Annotated in this window: 8 protein-coding genes; 5 read left to right on the top strand and 3 right to left on the bottom strand. The window is 44.3% G+C overall.

Features of this window, described 5'->3' with window-relative positions; genetic code table 11:
- Positions 1–11 precede the first annotated feature (11 nt).
- A complete protein-coding gene (locus tag ACFFGT_RS11195; protein WP_377022615.1) occupies positions 12–3,203 on the bottom strand; it encodes a SusC/RagA family TonB-linked outer membrane protein in 3,192 nt (1,063 codons plus the stop codon).
- 1,383 nt (positions 3,204–4,586) lie between these two features.
- On the opposite strand from ACFFGT_RS11195, the gene ACFFGT_RS11190 reads away from it, so the two are divergent.
- Positions 4,587–5,480, top strand: coding sequence for a sialate O-acetylesterase (locus ACFFGT_RS11190; RefSeq protein ID WP_377022614.1), 894 nt, complete (start codon positions 4,587–4,589; stop codon positions 5,478–5,480).
- Positions 5,481–5,702: 222 nt separating this feature from the next.
- Here ACFFGT_RS11190 and ACFFGT_RS11185 read toward each other — a convergent pair whose 3' ends face one another.
- Entirely contained in the window at positions 5,703–9,887 is a 4,185-nt protein-coding gene (locus ACFFGT_RS11185; protein ID WP_377022613.1) for a hybrid sensor histidine kinase/response regulator transcription factor, read from the bottom strand.
- Positions 9,888–10,449: 562 nt separating this feature from the next.
- Here ACFFGT_RS11185 and ACFFGT_RS11180 point away from each other — a divergent pair.
- Entirely contained in the window at positions 10,450–11,577 is a 1,128-nt protein-coding gene (locus ACFFGT_RS11180) for an alpha/beta hydrolase-fold protein (RefSeq protein ID WP_377022612.1), read from the top strand.
- Positions 11,578–11,898: 321 nt separating this feature from the next.
- On the opposite strand, the gene ACFFGT_RS11175 is transcribed toward ACFFGT_RS11180, so the two are convergent.
- On the bottom strand, positions 11,899–14,451 hold the full coding sequence (locus ACFFGT_RS11175) for a glycoside hydrolase family 9 protein (protein ID WP_377022611.1): 2,553 nt from the start codon (positions 14,449–14,451) through the stop codon (positions 11,899–11,901).
- Between the two features lie 488 nt (positions 14,452–14,939).
- On the opposite strand from ACFFGT_RS11175, the gene ACFFGT_RS11170 reads away from it, so the two are divergent.
- Genes ACFFGT_RS11170 through ACFFGT_RS11160 form a run of 3 tightly spaced genes read left to right on the top strand, consistent with a single transcriptional unit; the run spans position 14,940 to position 19,450 of the window.
- Positions 14,940–16,853 carry an alpha/beta hydrolase gene (locus tag ACFFGT_RS11170; RefSeq protein ID WP_377022610.1) on the top strand — a complete coding sequence of 638 codons (1,914 nt, stop codon included), beginning with the start codon at positions 14,940–14,942 and terminating at the stop codon, positions 16,851–16,853.
- A 37-nt stretch (positions 16,854–16,890) separates the two neighbouring features.
- Positions 16,891–18,234 (top strand): family 43 glycosylhydrolase, encoded by a 1,344-nt coding sequence (locus tag ACFFGT_RS11165; protein WP_377022609.1) that lies wholly within the window; start codon positions 16,891–16,893, stop codon positions 18,232–18,234.
- Positions 18,235–18,268: 34 nt separating this feature from the next.
- Positions 18,269–19,450 carry an endo-1,4-beta-xylanase gene (locus ACFFGT_RS11160; protein ID WP_377022608.1) on the top strand — a complete coding sequence of 394 codons (1,182 nt, stop codon included), beginning with the start codon at positions 18,269–18,271 and terminating at the stop codon, positions 19,448–19,450.
- The last annotated feature ends 1 nt before the right edge of the window (position 19,451 follow it).

Genomic DNA, 19,451 nt, shown 5'->3' with positions numbered 1-19,451 from the left:
TAAATTAATCGTTAAAAGGTTGCCTGTAAACCCAACTGAACCTCTCTTGGCTGCGGATACTGGCCGTAATCAATACCGTTGGTGAGGGTACCATTACGTGAGCCGATTTCGGGATCAAGACCTTTATATTTAGTAAATGTTAAAAGATTAGTTGATGCCACATAAATCCTGAGCCTGTTCAGCGCGTTGTCGGTTTTTGACCTTAACCATGAGGTAGGAAAATTATAGCCGAGCTGCATATTTTTAACCCGCAGATACGAGCCGCTTTCAAGCCACCTGGTTGAAGGCCTTACGTTACTGTTCGGATCGCCTGAGATGGCGCGCGGAATATTTGTACCGGTATTTGTAGGTGTCCATGCTTTTAAAACATTAGTACCTGCGTTGAAAAGCCTTGGCATACCTTCCAGAATAATCCTTTCGGCATTGAATATCTTATTGCCGTAAACGCCCTGGAAAAACACTATCGCGTCGAAATTTTTATAGGACGCGCTATAGTTTAACGAATAGGTGAATTTTGGCAGATAACTACCGATAAAGGTACGATCGGCATCATTGATAACACCATCGTGGTTTACATCCTTGTACCTGATGTCGCCCGGAGCGGCACCTGTTTGCTTAGCCGAATTTGTAACTTCGGCCGCGTTTTGAAATATCCCGTCTGTAATATAGCCAAAGAATGATTGAACCGGTTGCCCAACCACGGTACTGGTTATAGGACCGCCGCCGCCGTAATCGGCATCGCCGCCGGCTGTGATTGAAGCGTTGGCTGTATTAAGCGTTAAAACCCTGTTTCTGTTCAGGGCAAAGGTTCCCATGATATCATATTTAAATTCGCCGTGTGTTTTATGGTAACCTAAAGTAACCTCAAAACCGCGGTTCCGCATCGATCCTACGTTAGCTAAGGTCCCGGCGCCATTAAAACCAAGGCTGGGCGACGTAGGTACTGTTAACAAAAGATTGTCGGTTTTCCTGGTATAAACCTCGGCGGATAATGTAAAAGAATCCTGGAATAAACCCAGATCCAAACCAATGTTGGTTTGTTTGGTTGTTTCCCACGACAGGTTGAGGTTACTTAAACCGCTGTAAAATGAGGCGTTTCCAAGATCGGCCAGTGAACCGTTGAACGGATAGGTAGCTATGTTAGCCGATATAGGCTGCAAATAAGGATAGTTACCCAATACAGTACCGTTAATACCTGTTACACCATAACCGGCCCTTAGTTTCAATGACGAAACTGACTTGATCGACTTCATGAAATTTTCCTGGTCTACCTTCCAGGCTAACGACGCGGCAGGGAAGCTTTCATGTTTGTGCCCGGGAGCAAACACAGAGAGACCGTCGCGACGTATAGAGCCTGATATCAGGTATTTGCCTTCAAAATCATACCCAACGCGGGCCACTTCCGAAACAAGGAGGTTTGTGCCATAGGTAAAATTAGTGTAAAGGTTAGTCGCACCATTTAGTGTTTTCACCGTGTTGGTATTTTGGTTACCCGTTGAAACCTGGTTATCGCCGCGCGAGCTTTGGGCTTCGTAAACTAAAACAGCGTTAACGTGATGCTTGCTGCCAAAGGTTTTATCGAAAGTAAGCTGTTGCGAGAACAACTGCGTAGTGCTCGAGCCCCTGGTGTAATTAATAACTGCGGTTGGCGATTGGGAAGTACCACCGTCATTATAAATAGGCGTGTAAGTATTGTTCTTGTTGGTGCCGTAATCAATACCATAAATTGATTTAAAGTTAAGCCATGAAGCAAACTTCAACGTAGCGTAAACATTACCGTGGATAGTGAAACCATGATTGGTATTGTTGATCAGTTTGGCTGCTTCAATCGGGTTGGTTGGATCCGAGCCGTCGAAGCTGTTTAGTGGCCCCATGAACCCGCCCGCGTTGTTTGGATTGTAGATTGGCAGATATGGCTGCATCCGCACCACGTTTGTTATAGCAGTACGGTTACCCGCGTCAACACCGTAAAGCTGATGATTGACGATGGCATTGAATGTTTCGCCAACCGACAGGAATTTGCTGACCGTATGATCGGCATTAACGCGAAATGCCTTGTGGTAGGCGCTCAAGCCCTGAGCAATACCCTGCTGATCGAAGTAATTTGCCGAAGTGTAAAAGCGGGTCACCGCGTTGCCACCGCTCAATGCCACATTGTGCTGCTGTATCGGAGCATTACTCCTGAAATACGCGTCCTGCCAGTTGGTATTGGTTTGGGCAAAGGTTTGAGAGCTACCCGCATAAATTGGCTTGTTGAAGTTATCTGGCTGCAGACGAGGCGGTAATGCTATGCCGGCTGCGCCATTAAGCGCGCGCTCATATTGCAGGTATTGCTGGGTATTAAGCAGATCAAACTTTTTGATAACGTTTTGTATGCCATAATAGGAGTCAATAGTAACCTCGGTGCGGCTATTATTGTTACCTTTTTTAGTGGTGATGATGATAACACCATTTGTACCCCGTGAACCATAGATCGCCGCGGCACTGGCATCCTTCAAAACATCGATACTTTGAATATCCTTAATATCGACACCTGTAAGACTACCAGGATAGCCATCCACGATATACAAAGGATCAGATCCGAAATTCACGGAACTGATACCGCGTAATGAAATGATGGCCCCGGTTCCCGGACTGCCATTACTGGTCACGGTAAGACCGGCTATACGGCCTTGTAATGCTTCAATACCACCTACAGGTAAAGAGGCCAGGGTTTTACCGCTAACTGATGACACCGCTCCTGTAACTTTAGCACGTTTTTGTGATCCATAACCAACCACAACTACTTCTTCCAGGCTCTTAGTGTCTTTTTTCATTTGCACTTTTAGCTCAGTACCGCTGGTTACTGTAACCTCTTGCTGAATAAAGCCTATTAACTTGAAAACGAGTACGGCTGAATTTCCGGGTACTGTTATTTTAAAGTTGCCGCTGGCATCAGTTGTTACGCCTTGCGTTGTGCCCTTTATTGCAACCGCCACGCCGGCCAATGGTTGGTTATCTTCGTCAGTAACTTTGCCCGAAACGTTAAAGGCGGGTTTTAATTTCAACGCTCCATTTTCACTAACGGTAACGCCATTTAATGATCCTGCCTTACCACCGGTACGCGCAATTGACACCGACGGTATGGCTAATGCACATCCGGTAAAGATGAGCGTAGCGTAACGCCATCTCTTATTATAAAATTTTTGTAAAGAATACTTCATGTTGTTAAGGTTTAAAATTTTTATTTCGATAGAAAAAAGGTGGCATTTCAAATTTGCACACAACATTTTCCGTATCGTTTATATAGCAAATGCCTTAAAATCGTTCTGACTCACTTTTAGGCACCGTTACCGGAATTAAAAGATGATTTGCAAGTTGCCGGAAGCAGATGCCCGGGCTTAAGCCGGAATTGAAAATGTGTTTTTGTCTCTCCATAATTTTCGTGTTAAGTGATTGATAATTAATATTTAGGTTTGTTATCATTTAAAAATCGTCGAACGCGTCGCTTCGGTGTTCGATATTCAAATTGGCACTGTTGATAATCCCTACAAAACTGTAAGTCATTTATTTCGCGTTAAGCGAAAACAACAGATGCCATAATGACCCCGCTTTTTATTACACAAGTTTATAATTGGTATGACGGCATACCGTTTTGTTGGCTGCACCTTTGTAACGACCTTCAGCTGGTCAAAACAATGAGTGTAAAAGTATCTTGAGTGGTTTTGTCAATAGCGCAATTTTTATCTGAATCTTACAACATTTGTTTAAGCAAACATTGTAGATCAGGATTTCCTTTCAGGATAGCAACAGTTACATGATCAGAAAAATAAGGTAGGCGCACCGCGGATGCCGGTGTCGTTTTGGTCAAAAACAAATCACAAATAATTGACTTACAATAATTTAAACAAACAATAAAATAAAAACAAGCTAAAGATTAGTGCTTTTTTTTCGTTAAAAAGTTGTATTGGCTTATCAATTTGGAGGTAAAATACAATCGATTGCGATACACCTGGAAATTGCAATATTTAAGTGTTGTTAAAACAATAAATTTTGCAGGGCGGCGACGATAGAAAGATTAAATATTTAGCCATATACGGTACCGCTTTGCGCTCATCTAAAACAAATAAGGACAGCCTCGCGCTGCCCTTATAACCAATTTTAAAAAAGAAAAGTAATAAGGAGAGGTTCTTTATTCGTATTGACTATTTATGGTTGATGCTATTTAAATTGAAATAGAAAGCTCCACTGCAGTCGACTTATCTATCAGTAAACTTTTTTTAAGGTTCATATAGTTTGGCGTTAGTCTGCTTTGCGCAGTCAAAAGTATTGAGCAGCATAAACTTTAAATGACACGCATGTTGAAAAGGTTAACACATTGGTTTACGGCGGTTGAAACAATCCAAATGCTTTTAAGGCGATCTGTTCCTTTTGCTTGCGGGCCACTAAACTTTTAGCTGGCTCTCAATACTATTGGGATCAACGCTGCCCTCAACAACTGTTATAGCACTTTCAACAATTGTTGTAATAGCTTATTTGGTTGTTCAGTTACTTTTATTGAGTGGCTGCCGGGCTGTTTGCCCGCTATAAAAACCTCAAAACATACAATGAATACAAGAGCTCTTTCTTTCAGCCTGTTCGTAATCATCTCATTATTTACCGGCGCCGCGTCTGCCCAAAACAAAAAGTTCTATATCTTTTTGTGCTTCGGCCAGTCGAATATGGAAGGTAACGCACGCATTCAACCACAGGACACCGTTGTCGACCCGCGCTTACAAGTATTGGAAACAGTTGACTGCCCCAACCTTAAACGTACCAAAGGCAACTGGTATACTGCAGTACCACCTTTAGCACGCTGCAACACCGGCCTTACTCCGGCCGACTACTTCGGTCGTACCTTAATAGCCACCCTGCCTCATGATGTAACAGTTGGGATTGTCAATGTGTCGGTGGCAGGTTGTAAAATTGAATTGTTCCAGGAAGGCAGCTACAAGAGCTATGCAGCCACCGCACCAGCCTGGATGGTGAACATGATCAATGAATACGGCGGAGACCCTTATGGCCATTTGGTGGAGATGGCTAAACTGGCACAAAAGCATGGCGTGATCAAAGGGATCTTGCTGCACCAGGGGGAATCAAACCCTAACGATACCCTTTGGACTCAAAAAGTAAAAAGCATTTACGATATGCTTATCAAAGATCTCCACCTCAAACCCAGAAAAGTTCCTTTGCTGGCCGGCGAACTGGTTAATGCAGATCAGGAAGGCAAATGTGCCGCGATGAACGAGATAATTGATAAGCTCCCGGATGTTATCCCTAACGCGTACGTGATCAACTCAAACGGGTGCCCGGCTGCACCTGATAAATTGCACTTCACAGCAGAGGGCTACCGAATGTTAGGCACAAGGTATGGATTAAAAATGCTCAGCCTGCTCGGTTACAAATCACAGCCTGCTACCGATCCCTTACCTGTTCAACCAACAGGGAGCACCGGTAGATAACATTGAGCTCGCTTTTATCACCTAAAAAGCTGTTAAAACACATTCATTGCCGTTGGTTTTAACCAACGGTAAAAGAGTTGAAAAGTCCTGGCTTTAGCCTAATTATGCAGCAGATTTGGGCTGAAGCCTTCTTATCGCTACCAATTATCCCGTTGGTTAAAGCCAACGGCAATGAAGTTTTATCTATCTGTAAACGATATTCTTCATTTTTAAACAGCTTCTTTAAGCCACGCTTTTAACATTTACTTTTTTCACCCGGTATTCGGATGGTAAGATGTTATATTTTGCTTTGAATGATTTAGTAAAATAATGAGGCGTAGAAAAACCGATGGAATATGCGATCTCGGCAATGGTCAGATCAGTTTTTTCCAGTAATACGGTTGCCTTGTCCAGTTTTATCGAGCGGATGAATTCCACAGGCGGTTCGCCGGTGAGTTCGGTGATCTTACTATAGAACGATCCCCTGCTCATGCTAAAGTGATGGCTGATCTCTTCAACAGAAAACTTGGGATTGTTTATGTTTTGCTCAATATACATCACCACATCTTTAATAAACCGCTCTGATGAGGATTCTATATCCATATCTGCAGGGATAACCTTTATTTTCCTTTGATAGGTTTCCTTAAGCGACTTATTTAAATGAAGCAGGTTTTTGATCTTGATATTCAGGATATCGAAATTAAAGGGCTTGGTCAGGTAATCATTTACCCCCAATTCCAGCCCTGCAAGTTGTTCTTTTTGACTGGTCATTGCCGTTAATAAGATGATCGGGATGTGACTGGTCCGTTTATCGGCCCTCAGTTTACAGCTTAGTTGTATCCCATCCATATAGGGCATACTGATATCACTAACTATCAGATCGGGGTGTACAGCAAGCGCTTTGTGCCAGCCATCACGGCCATTAACCGCCTCCGACACTTTATAAGTGGCACCCAGGTTTTCGGCAAGGTAATGCCGCATATCATCATTATCTTCAACAATCAGCACGTGCAGCCGGCTAACACCTCTTGCAATCTCAGGCAGGGGCCTGCTGTCCTTATCGTCTTCAACAAAGCCGGAGATTACCATCGGCATATCTTGCTCTGGCATTGCTGTTTCTGACAAATTTATTGCCGGCAATGAAATCGTTAAAGAAAAGGTTGATCCCTTACCCGGTTCACTTTCCACGCTGATCTGGCCGCCGTGCAGCTGCACAAGCTCGCGTGTTATCGATAAGCCTATCCCGCTGCCCTGGTTAAGGATAGCCGGCTGGGCATCTGCCTGATAAAACCTGTCAAAAACATGGCCTACCTGTTCGGGTGATATGCCTGTGCCTGTATCTGCAACCGAGATACTAAGGTGGTATGAACTGCCATCGGCCGAAATAACCGGGGCGGTAACTTCCACGGTAATTTGTCCCCCAGCCATGGTAAATTTAAACGCGTTGGATAGCAGGTTAAATAATATCCGCTCCACTTTGTCGTGGTCAAACTTGGCAAATAACCGTTCCCCGGCTGTTTTGAAAACGGTTGAGATCTTTTTTCTATTGGCCAGATCGTAAAACGAATCGGCAACTTCACGCACAAAAGAAATAAACTCACCTTCAACCAAATTCAGCTTAAGCTCGTTCTCCTCAAGTTTTCTGAAATCAAGTAACTGATTGACCAGGTTAAGCAACCTGCGCGAATTTCTTTTGATTACGCCCAATTGCTCAGCAACAGGTCCGGTGTTAGGCTGTTCAAGAAGCTTATCAACCGGTGCCATTATCAAAGATATCGGTGTCCGGAATTCATGGCTCAGATTGGTTAAAAACTTGATCTTCATTTCATCCAGTTCATGACGGGCTTCAGCCGCTTTGCGTTCCTGCTCGTCATGCAGTTTCTTTTTAAGTTTTTTAACACCTTGCCGGCGGATGAGCAATAACACGCCGAAAGCCAGCAAAACATAAAACACATAAGCATAGATGGTCATCCAAAAAGGTGGCTTCACTATAATTTTCAAAGAAGTACCGGTATCATTCCATTTTCCGTCATTATTGGAAGCCCTCACCCTGAAAGTGTATTCACCCGGATCAAGGTTAGTATAACTGGCAGTTGTTGAAGTACCGGCATTTTTCCATGAATTGCTGAACCCCTCTAATATGTAGGAATAACGATTTTGTTGCGGAAGGGTATAATTAAGCGCAACAAAGTTGATGGAGAAATCCTGCTTATACTTGATGGTGATTTGCTGCACCTCACTAATGTTAACAGGTAATGGATTGTCATGATCGGGCGAAATCCGCTTATTGTCAATACTCAAGGTAGTTAACACAACCGGCGGCAATTTTTTATTGAGCCTCACATCTGAGCCTCTAAAATAATTAAACCCATCCACCCCGCCGAAATAGAGCGTGCCATCTGCAGCAATAATGCCCGATCCGTTTAAAAACACATTATTTTGAAGGCCATTATCATGGCAATAAACGTAAAGCTTCTCGTCTGCCGGGTCAATCCGGCCAATGCCCTGGTTGGTGCTGAACCATATATTACCCGTTTTATCCTGTAAAATTTTACAAATCACCCCGTTGGGTAATTGGCTATTATATTTAAATGCCGTTACCTTTTTATGCCGATAATCATAACAGAAAAGGCCGTCGCCGTTTGTGCCTATCCACATATTCCCGCCGGCATCCTTTTTTAAGGATAAAACTTCTGCTATTGGCAAGCCGGTATTGGCCGGGTTAAGAATATCGAACATCTTTGTACCAGGGTTATAAATAGCGATGCCGGTGCCATATGAGCCTATCCACATATTGCCGTCATTATCCTCTTCAAAGGCCCTGATATAGCCGTTTGAGGGAAATTTATAACCTTTTACAGGCGAAATAGCCGGCGCAAATCTGCGGAAACTATCTGCCTTCGCATCAAAAATATCAATACCGGCGCCGTTATTACCAATCCATATATTACCCAGGCGATCTTCCTTAAAACAGAAAATATTATTTTGACTAATGTTTAGCTTTCCGGTACCGCTGGTGAATTGTGTATAGGCGTTGTTCGCTGTGTTAAGTTTAAAAAGTCCGTGCCCGAATGTTCCTATCCAAAGTTGCTGTTTATGATCCAGCAGCATAGCGAGGATAGGCAAACCCGCCGAATTTATTTTCTCCTTGGGTTTTATGGGGATATGACTGAAACGGTTGGTTTTGTTGTTGAATACACTAAGGCCGCCGCCGTCCGTACCTATATACAGCTCATTATCATTTTTTTGTGCAAATGATGATACAATAGGTGCACTCAGGCCATAAGGGTCTAACTCGGTAGATTGAACATAATTAAATAAAGTCAGGTTCTTGTCGTATTTATTGATGCCCCCCATGTAGGTCCCTACCCAATAAATGCCATCGGGATCGATATAAATGCTTCGAATAGATTTGCTGTTAAGACTGTACGGGTCACGCGGGTCATGACGGTAACGGATGGATTGCCCGGTGTTGATGTTCATGATATTAAGGCCCCCTTCTGTACCTACCCAAATATGATCTTTGTCGTCGGCTGCTATGCTGTAAACAATATCACCGCACAATGAATGTTCATCCTTATCATTATAACAATAATTGATAAAGTGTTCGCCATCTTTCGCCAGGCGGCTCAAACCATTGGATGTACCCACCCAAACATTGCCCATTTTATCCTGCGAAACGGTCATTACAACATCTGATGGTAAACTGCGCGGATCATTTTTTTGATGGCGGAAAGCTTTAAAGCGTCTATGCGTTTCATCATACAAATACAAACCCGCACTGGTGCATACCCACATCCTGCCGTAACTGTCCTGAAAAATGTAGCCCATGCTTTTAACCGGTATCTGGTCTGCTTTGTCTGTTCCGGTTTCAAAATGGCTGATATGCTTCCGGTCCGGATCGATCACATCGAGGCCATCTACAGTGCCTACCCAAATATAACCTTTACTATTTGAGCATACAGCGGTAACGACGCCCTGACTTAAATGCTGTCCCTTTAAGGGTGAAGCAAAATTTTTGAAAACATCCGCAGCCCGATCGTAATAGTAAAGACCATAACCAATGGTACCTACCCATAGCGTACCGGTACGGTCCATGCTTATACTGCTTATTTCGTTCGAACCGGGCTCTACCTGCCTTTTTATACCCAACGAATAAACTTTAAATCGCTTGCCGTCATACTTGTAAAGGCTTTCTGACGTGCCTATCCATATCATTCCGTTAACATCCTTTATGATGGTATTTACGGCGTTACCCATTAATCCCTGTTTAGTTGTTAAGGCTGTGAACTTGATGTTAGGTTTTTGTGCATATACCTGGATACAGAGAACAGTTAAAACAACCGGCGTCAGTACAACCCGCGCAAAGCCGGTCAGCGCGGCATACACCGTTTTACGCGCATATAATTGGGGTAAAGAATGCATCATAAGTGACAGGTTATAATTTCCAATGCAGGCAAGCCGCAGAAAAAATTGTTTATGAATTATGGTTTTAAAATTGGTTTGATCGATGTTTTTGAAGTACATCAATATCCAAATTTACATTTTATGACGATGAAACAGGCAAACTTTTGTTCAAAGAAATAACACACTTGTTCAATTACACCGGTAATTATTGTACAAAAGTGCATATAAACGATTTTGTGGCAATGATGCCAGTAAGCCCGTTATCGACAAACGTTGTAAAATTATGCTAAAAACTGCGTGCCTTGCTTTTGGCATAAAAATACTTTTACTGTAAAAGAAAAGCAGCCTAAAATAACAGAATCGCCATTATTAAACTATTTAAAAAAGATATTATCCCGGATCAATTTTTAGTAAATAACGAAAACCTTGCCGGGTAAAATCAAGCCAAAACAGCAAATCAAATATGTGTAATAAAAACAATTAATAACAATTTAATCCATTATCAGATCCCGGGCAGTCTACAGGATTAAAACAGCCCGGTCACTTAGCTAAATCCACAATATATAAACCTCAATATTCAATTATGAAACCCAAACGCTTATTTGCCTTACTGGCATTTACATTTGCCTCCAGCCTCTGCATGGCACAAACGGCTTCAAATTCAATAGCCGACGATTTTAAACCATCCACCTATAACCAGCCGGGACAAGAGTACCCCCAGGTAAACTCGCAGGGATACGCGCGCTTTCGTATTAAGGCCCCACAGTCCGACAGTATAAAAGTTAGTCTCGGTCTTGGCGGACGCGGGGGCACTAAACTCACAAAAGGAGCCGACGGATTCTGGACCGGCACCACAGAGGGGCCAATGGATGAAGGGTTTCACTACTACCATTTAACTATTGATGGCGGGGTGTTTAACGATCCGGGCACATTAAATTTTTACGGCTCTACACGCTGGGAAAGCGGTATTGAAATACCCGCACACGACCAGGATTTTTACGCACTTAAAGATGTTCCGCATGGCAATGTACAGCAGATCCTTTTTCCATCCAAAAGCACCAATACCTCGCGCAGGGCTTTCGTTTACACACCACCGGGCTACGAGAAGGACAAATCAAAAAAATACCCGGTACTATACCTGCAGCATGGCTGGGGTGAAGATGAAACCGCCTGGAGTAACCAGGGCCATGCCAACCTGATCATGGATAACTTAATAGCAACCGGTAAAATACAACCATTCATTATTGTAATGACATATGGGATGACCAATGATGTGAGGCCGGGCCCCGGTGCATTTAAAAGTTTTAAGATCGATCCGTTTCAAACAGTTTTGACGGATGAACTTGTTCCGTACGTTGATGCCAGCTTCCGCACGAAGGCCGACAGAGCTCACCGAGCTATGGGAGGATTGTCAATGGGTGGTATGGAAACACATATGATCACATTAAACAAGCCGGAGACTTTTGCCTATTATGCCCTGCTCAGCGGTGGCACTTATTCGCCTGACGAGCTTAAAGACAAGACAAAACCTAAACTGATATTTATAAGCTGTGGCAGCAAAGAAAGGCCTGACGGCGTTAAAAATGCTGTGGTTGCGCTAAAAGCGGCAGGCTATGATGCGGTATCTTTCGTATCAGAAAATACCGCTCACGAGTTTCTTACCTGGCGCCGCAGCCTTTACGAACTTGCTCCCTTGCTGTTTAAAGAATAAAATTCATATCAGCCCTGATGTTAATCTCTATAAAAAACCCCTGTCGGCAAGATGCCGACAGGGTTTTTTTATAAGCCATGCTACTTAGAAACCGTTAAAAATAAAAGAAACCGTCATTGCGAGGTACGAAGCAATCCCCGATTAGCAGGTCTGCCCTGTATAGCTTGGGATTGCTTCGTACCTCGCAATGACGGTTTGGTGTTATCTTGATTTTTATTTATCCTTTTTTAAACGGCCTCTTAGCGTATAGCTTTTTAACCAACGTAGTTTATGAAATTAGGTAAACCGATTGTTTAGATTTCATAACCTGCTCACTTAAGGTTAATTATGTAACCCCAACTGGTTAGCGGCTCCCGATAAAACGATATACTGCGCACAACCGGCTATTGTTACTTCATTCTCGCCCCAGAAAAACGGCCAGTCTTCCTTGTTCTCCGGAAAATCGGGTTTAAGCAGGAGGATACCAGGTACCACACCACCGGCAATAAACCTGAAATCGGCCCGGTTATTACCATAGGTTACTTTTTTTGAACGCACACCCACTGCCGATACAAACGAAAGGTTGGAATAAGGATGGCATCCGAAGATATAATTCAACCCTTTGTAAACATATTCAGGACCAATGATATTAGGAAAATATTTATTGGCGAAATAGTTGGTAATGGCGAAATTAATAACCTGGCCGCTGCCACCCCAGCCGCCCGGAGTAACGGGCACGCCATAAGGGTTCTGTTTATCATACTCATCGCATGTGGCTTTGTATTTTTGCATGTAGCCCGCTATTTTATCCTGGTAGTCCTTGTCCATATAAGGGTAAGCATGCAGCGCGCTTATCATAACAAAGCCTGGAAAACGATCAAGCATCGGCATAATCAGTTTTTTAAAATGATCTGCATACTGCTGATCTTTGGTTGTGATATACAATTGGAGAGCGGCAAGCATCTCGTTACCGGCAGCGAACCTGTTGCGTGCCAGGGCAGCCGAGTCCATATGCATTTTCAGGCTATCATCTTCATGCCAAAGTCTCAGGGCACATTGCATGCTTTTCACAGCCAGCGTATCATTATACCCTTTAAGCGCCCGGCTGGCAGCGGCAAGTGCGGCGGCGGTCTGGTAATCCAGCGCTATATTTCTTGTGGTAAATGCCCATCGGTCATCCATGGTACCACTCGATTTTCCGTCGGTTTGGTAGGGCTTCAGCGAGGCATTATAAGGCAGATTATCTGTTTCGTTAACGGCATCGCCGAGGTGATGGTACTGGTGCAAATTGGGCACGATGATTCCACGCGCCGGATGGCCGATGTTTACAACCTGCGCCACCAGGTTAAGTGTGCCGTGTTCAATTTGCTGTAAAAGATCAGGCTTACCGTCAGGGCGATGGATATCAACGTACCGTGTGGCGTAATCTACGTAAGTTTCGTCCCGGTCGATCTTAAAATTCTCCCAGGCTTCAACAAAACTCAGCACAACGCTGCAGTGCGACGGCGTTTCGATATCAAAGTCGCCAGCATCAAACCAACCGCCAACGTTAAGCCCGGGAATCCGTTCAAGCGGTTTATATTTGGTGTCTGTAGTTGGCCCCATCTGGTAAGTATCAAAGTGCTGATGGTTTGGGGGAGCCTGCAAGGCATCATCAAGGAAAGGTGCACCGTGCCATACACGGTAGGCCTCGTTCACCATCATGTGGTCCATCTGAACCGGAAACCAAACATCCATTGTGGGATGCCCTATATTTTCATAAACATTTGCATTTATCGGGAAAGCATTGGTTTTTTGATCGCCATAAGCTATAACGTATATACCTGCTTTTTTAACACTGCTGAAATCAAACTTCAGGTAATTGTAACGGGTAAACTGCCCCCAATGCTGGACATCTGACTTAAGCCGTTCAACATATTTTCCATCGGGCGTTACTTCAAAAAGGGTTGCGGTTTTTAACGGCGAATCATTTTTATCCAACTCTATTACGGCAGTTTTTTGCTGTTCCGGCCGATAGCCTACCTGTGAAAACTCAATTACCGGCGCACGCTTCCAGCCGGGTACAGCATTTGGCTCGATATACCAGGTTAATACCTTGCCTGTTTTACCGGCGGGCAATAATCCGCGGACAATAAACCATCCGTTTTGAGCAAGGCTCCGGCCATCAAACAACATCAGATTGGCATCAAACGATTGGATTTTAATAGTGCGCTCGGGATCTTCGGGTGCCATTACCAGCGTTTTACCGGTGGCAAGCGGTGCCGGATCAATAAATTCGTTGCGGCCGCGATCATCGAATGTGGTATGACCGGCAAACTGCGGAATCTTTTGGCTTGATGGAAGCATTCTTGTCGAACCCGCCGGATACAGCGGGAATTCGCCTGGTTTTCCATCAATCAAAAATGTTTTTTCAAAATAGGCCGATGGTATGATCTCAAGATTAAACCCTGCCTTGCCCGCCAATTTTTCCGGAACCGGCTTATCAAGGTACAAATTCAGCTCAACACCGTTGCCTTTGGGTGTTACGCTGATCTTTGAGTTAAAATCATAGCCTTCATAACGCATGGTTACGTCGATGCGATGATTAACGCTATCTACCGTGCGGTTGACCAGTGTTGGCACCAGGTCCCACTGCTCGGGTGTGTTTTGCAGGCGTACTGCACCGCCGGTAATAGTACGAACGCCGTGGTGTATCAGCTCAACACCCGCTGTTTTCTCGTCCTGAAAAATTCCGTTGTACTGATTACTGAATACCAGTACGTTTACGCCGGGCGTTTCGAAATAGCCCAGTTTGTTTAATTTTAGTTTTTGAGCCGTGACAGGAATAGATGACAGACAAAAGATTAATGCCATCATCACCATAACCGGCTTTGGTGAGTAAATTTTTAATTGCATGGTTTATAAGATTGATTATAGAAGTTTATGATGTGGACACCTATTACAGATGACGAAAGTATCCCGACAGACTATGGTTCGCTACCACAATCCAATATTTTGATACCACGAATGTATTCACACACCTTTATGGTAAAAAAGCTATATGATTGTTACAATCAATGCAGGCAAACCGCTTTTCGGAAATCCTCACACCATCAAAAACAACTCATAATCAATTACTTAACACAAAAACCATCAATTAAAAGCAAGTAGCTGTTACATTTACCTTTCGACCATCGATTTTCGCCAACCGGGGTTGTTAATTATTTTTTAGCACTTAAACATTCGTTCTATCATTATCATAATTTGTGTTAACCGCGGCAAAAGTTGTTCGCCTACTTTCGGGTATTCCTCAAACGAGCAAAAACTAACACAATTTAACCCGTTTTCGCATTCTGTTAATTCAAAAGGAGGCTATCTCCCCGGGTTAACAGGCAACAAAAATTATGAAGAAGATAACCTACCTTACCGTCATCGGCGTTTTACCTGCAATGCTGGCCATGTCGCAGCCTGCGCTTAAGCACTCGCCGGCGGGTTTCGATACCTACCGTACAGGAATATCGCACGGAAAACTGGATACCGTTACCTATAACTCCAAGACAGTTGACTCAAAGCGTCGCGCTGTAGTTTACCTGCCACCGGGATATACTGCAAAAAAAACGTACCCCGTTCTGTACCTGCTGCATGGCATTGGCGGGGACGAATTTGAATGGCTTAACCAGGGCTCGCCCCAGGTGATCCTGGATAACCTGTATGCCGATAAAAGACTGGAGCCAATGATTGTGGTATTACCCAACGGCCGCGCTATGAAAGACGACCGTGCCACCGGCAATATCATGGCACCGGATAAAGTTGCCGCATTTGCAACTTTTGAGCACGATTTGCTAAATGACCTGATCCCCTTCATCCAGAAAAAATACCCTGTTTATACAGATCGCGAACACCGGGCACTGGCCGGCTTATCGATGGGTGGCGGACAATCGCTCAATTTTGGACTGGGGAACCTGGATAAATTTGCCTGGGTTGGCGGTTTTTCATCAGCACCTAACACCAAAAAACCCGAAGAACTGGTACCCGACCCCGAGGCCGCGAAAAATAAACTTAAGCTGCTCTGGATTTCATGTGGTGATCACGACGGGTTAATGTCATTCAGCAAACGTACCCACGATTACTTGGAGCAAAAAAATGTACCGCATATCTTCAGCGTCGAACCAGGGGTACACGACTTTAAGGTTTGGAAAAATGATCTTTACCTATTCTCGCAGTTTCTGTTCAAACCTGTTGATATCGATAAATTTAATACGATGATCCTCGGCGGCCCTGCATCTACCAATATCAGGGGTTCTAAATATCCTTTTATCCTCCCCGACCGTCGGGTGGCTTTCCGCTTTAAGGCACCGGATGCACAAAAGGTGCAGGTTGATCTGGGCAAAAAATATGATATGGTAAAAGACACTGCCGGTTATTGGACAGCTACAACCGATTCAATTGGCGAAGGTTTTCATTATTATTCGTTGATTATAGATGGTGTCGCCACAACCGATCCTGCCAGTCAAACCTTTTATGGCATGGGACGCATGGCCAGCGGCATTGAAATCCCATTTGACGGCGGCGGCTATTATGCAGTAAAAAACGTTCCGCATGGGGATATCCGCATCAAAACCTATTTTTCAACCGTCACCAAATCATGGCGAAGGTTATTCATTTACACCCCGCCGGGTTATGACGCGAGTGGGCAGACCAAATACCCCACGCTATACATATTACATGGTGGCGGCGAGGATGAAACCGGTTGGACAACCCAGGGCAAAACCGATATGATCATGGATAACCTGATCGCGGCCAAACAAGCGAAGCCCATGTTAGTGGTTATGCCAGATGCCAATTTCGGCGGCGGTTTTGGTGAAGCAGGCCTCAAAACTTTTGCTGACGAAATAAAACAGTGCATTATCCCTTTTATAGAGAAAAACTACCGGGTTGAACGCACCGCGCAGGGCCGTGCGCTGGCCGGGCTATCCATGGGTGGACTTAATACTTTATATACCGGCATTTACAATACCGATACGTTCAGTTACCTCGGTGTATTCAGCTCAGGATGGATTGTACCAGTACAAAACAGCATCGCCGATACACAATACGACTTTATGAAGAAAAATACCGCAAAAATCAACACCAACCTGAAAGCATTCTGGATTGCGATGGGTGGTAAGGAAGATATTGCTTATAAAAATTGCCAGATCATGCTGGGCAAGCTGGATGAGATGAAGATAAGACATACTTATTACGAGTACCCGGGCGGCCATACCTGGCCAGTTTGGCGAAATGACCTTTACAAGTTCGCCCCTATCCTGTTTAAATAAATTGACGAGCAACAAATCCAATCAAGACATTCAGTTCATGAAAAACATTAAGTATTGGCTACTATTATTTGGCTCGGTGATGGGTTTCGCCGGGAAATCAGTGGCGCAGAATCCATTAATCAGGGATCAGTTTACAGCAGATCCCTCGGCCCGTGTTTTTGGCGACAGGGTGTACGTTTATCCATCGCATGATATTAAGGCAACGCCGGGGCACGGTCGCCCCGGCTGGTTCTGCATGGAGGATTACCACGTTTTTTCATCAGCTAACCTCACCGATTGGACTGATCACGGCATGATCATCAGCCAAACTACAGTACCCTGGGCCGAGCCAACATCGTACAGCATGTGGGCACCTGATTGCATTTTTCGCAACGGCAAATATTATATGTACTTCCCCACCATCGCAAAAGGCAGCGAAAATGGTCATGGTTTTACCATAGGTGTAGCCACAGCCGATAAACCTTACGGCCCCTTTACCCCACAGCAGGAGCCTATAAAGGGTGTGCATGGCATCGATCCTAATGTATTTATTGATAAGGACGGCCAGGCCTATCTATATTGGGCACAGGGTAACCTGTATGCGGCAAAGCTTAAAGAAAACATGCTGGAACTTGCGTCAGAACCGGTAACTTTAACGGAGATGCCCGCTAAGGGGCTGAAGGAAGGCCCCTACCTGTTTGAACGTAAGGGCGTTTATTATTTGACCTATCCCCATGTGGCCGATAAAATTGAAAGACTGGAATATGCTATCAGCAATAACCCAATGGGGCCTTTCAAATTTGCAGGTGTGCTGATGGATGAGTCGGCTTCCGGCTGCTGGACCAATCATCAATCTATTATTCAATTTAAAAACCAATGGTACCTGTTTTATCACAACGACGACCTGTCGCCTAATTTTGATAAAAACAGGTCGATAAGATGCGACAGCCTGTTTTTTAATACCGATGGAACGATCAAAAAAGTGATTCCAACCTTGCGTGGTGTGGGTATCACCAAAGCATCAGAAAAAATACAAATAGACAGGTACAGTGATAAAGACAGTACCGTGAAGATCACCTTTCTTGATACCGCAAAAAGATTTGACGGATGGAAGACTACCTTTACCAATACTGGCAGTTGGATCCGTTATAACCGTGTAGACTTCAGTGGTAAAAAGCTTAAAGAATTACAGATCATGGCAAATGCAGCAAGCCGGGCAAATATAGAGGTGCGGCTTGGCAGTGTAAACGGACGATTGCTGGCTTCGGCAAACATTACCAAAGGAAGCGACTGGCAACTTATACAAAGTAGTCTCGCCTCTCTCCCACCGAAAACCGCCGATCTGGTGATCATATTAAAAAGCGGCACCGGCGTTAATATCGACTGGATAAGTTTTAAATAAATTTAAATTACATCTGCAAACTAACTGCTCTACCATGAAACTTAAAGCGCTTACATCATTGAAATTTCCGCTGTTACTAACGGCCTTTGTCGCGCTGGTATCCTTCACTAACCGGCGGACGTTACATCATAACAATGATGAAGATCAGGCCGCGACGTCATCATATAAGGGCGATAAGGGATTGAAGGATTACTATCGAAAATATTTCCCCATTGGCGTAGCTGTTAACATGGCTGCACTCAGCGGGCCTGAAGCAGAATTGATTGCAAAAGAGTTTAACAGCGTTACGCCGGAAAACGATATGAAAATGGGGCCCATTCATCCGCGCGAAAATGAATATAATTGGAAAAACGCCGATGCTATTGTAGCATTCGCGCAAGAACACCACATGAAAATCAGGGGCCACAATTTGCTTTGGCATGCGCAGGCACCGGCATGGATGTTCAAAGACAGCACTGGCAAACAGGTAAGTAAAGAAGTTTTACTGAAACGGCTTAAGGATCATATTACCGCGGTAGTCACTCATTTTAAGGGTAAGATCTATGCCTGGGATGTAGTTAACGAAGCCATTGATGATAAATCGGATACCTACCTGCGTAACTCGCTATGGTACCAGATCTGCGGCGAGGATTTCATTGCCAAAGCATTTGAATATGCTCATGAAGCCGACCCTGATGCTGAGCTTTTCTACAACGATTACAACAGCGAAGTTCCATCCAAACGGGATAAGATCTGCAAATTGCTCAAAGGCCTGAAAGATGCCGGCGTGCCCATAACCGGTGTAGGTTTGCAGGGCCACTGGAAATTAAATGACCCAACTATTCAGCAAATAACCGAAGCTATGGATAAATATGCGGCACTTGGATTAAAACTGCAAATCACCGAATTGGATATTACCGTACGTACCGCTCCGACAGGTAAAGCAAGCGAGCAAGCGGCGCCGGATTCTGCTTATACTGAAACCATGGCCGCTCAGCAAGCCGAGAGGTATAAGACCATCTTTGAGATCTTCAGAAAATACAAAAAAGTAATAACCGGGGTTACTTTTTGGAACGTATCAGACCTTCACAGCTGGCTTGATTACCGTGGCGGGGGCATTGCAGGTGGCGCAGCTGCAACCCAGGGCACAAGCCGCAAAGTTATCAAAGCCTATCCCCTGTTATTTGATGAAAAGCTTCAGCGCAAAAAGGCATATTGGGCGGTGGTTAACTTTTAAC

The organism is Mucilaginibacter angelicae, from assembly GCF_042434235.1.
Taxonomy (GTDB): domain Bacteria; phylum Bacteroidota; class Bacteroidia; order Sphingobacteriales; family Sphingobacteriaceae; genus Mucilaginibacter; species Mucilaginibacter angelicae.
The sequence above is the reverse complement of the archived record's forward strand: the minus strand, read 5'-3'. Positions and strand labels throughout refer to the sequence as shown.

Coding starts and splice junctions, on each gene's coding strand:
- ACFFGT_RS11185 (WP_377022613.1), bottom strand. CDS start 9,887: ATGATGCATTCTTTACCCCAATTATATGCGCGTAAAACGGTGTATGCC.
- ACFFGT_RS11170 (WP_377022610.1), top strand. CDS start 14,940: ATGAAGAAGATAACCTACCTTACCGTCATCGGCGTTTTACCTGCAATG.
- ACFFGT_RS11195 (WP_377022615.1), bottom strand. CDS start 3,203: ATGAAGTATTCTTTACAAAAATTTTATAATAAGAGATGGCGTTACGCT.
- ACFFGT_RS11165 (WP_377022609.1), top strand. CDS start 16,891: ATGAAAAACATTAAGTATTGGCTACTATTATTTGGCTCGGTGATGGGT.
- ACFFGT_RS11190 (WP_377022614.1), top strand. CDS start 4,587: ATGAATACAAGAGCTCTTTCTTTCAGCCTGTTCGTAATCATCTCATTA.
- ACFFGT_RS11160 (WP_377022608.1), top strand. CDS start 18,269: ATGAAACTTAAAGCGCTTACATCATTGAAATTTCCGCTGTTACTAACG.
- ACFFGT_RS11175 (WP_377022611.1), bottom strand. CDS start 14,451: ATGCAATTAAAAATTTACTCACCAAAGCCGGTTATGGTGATGATGGCA.
- ACFFGT_RS11180 (WP_377022612.1), top strand. CDS start 10,450: ATGAAACCCAAACGCTTATTTGCCTTACTGGCATTTACATTTGCCTCC.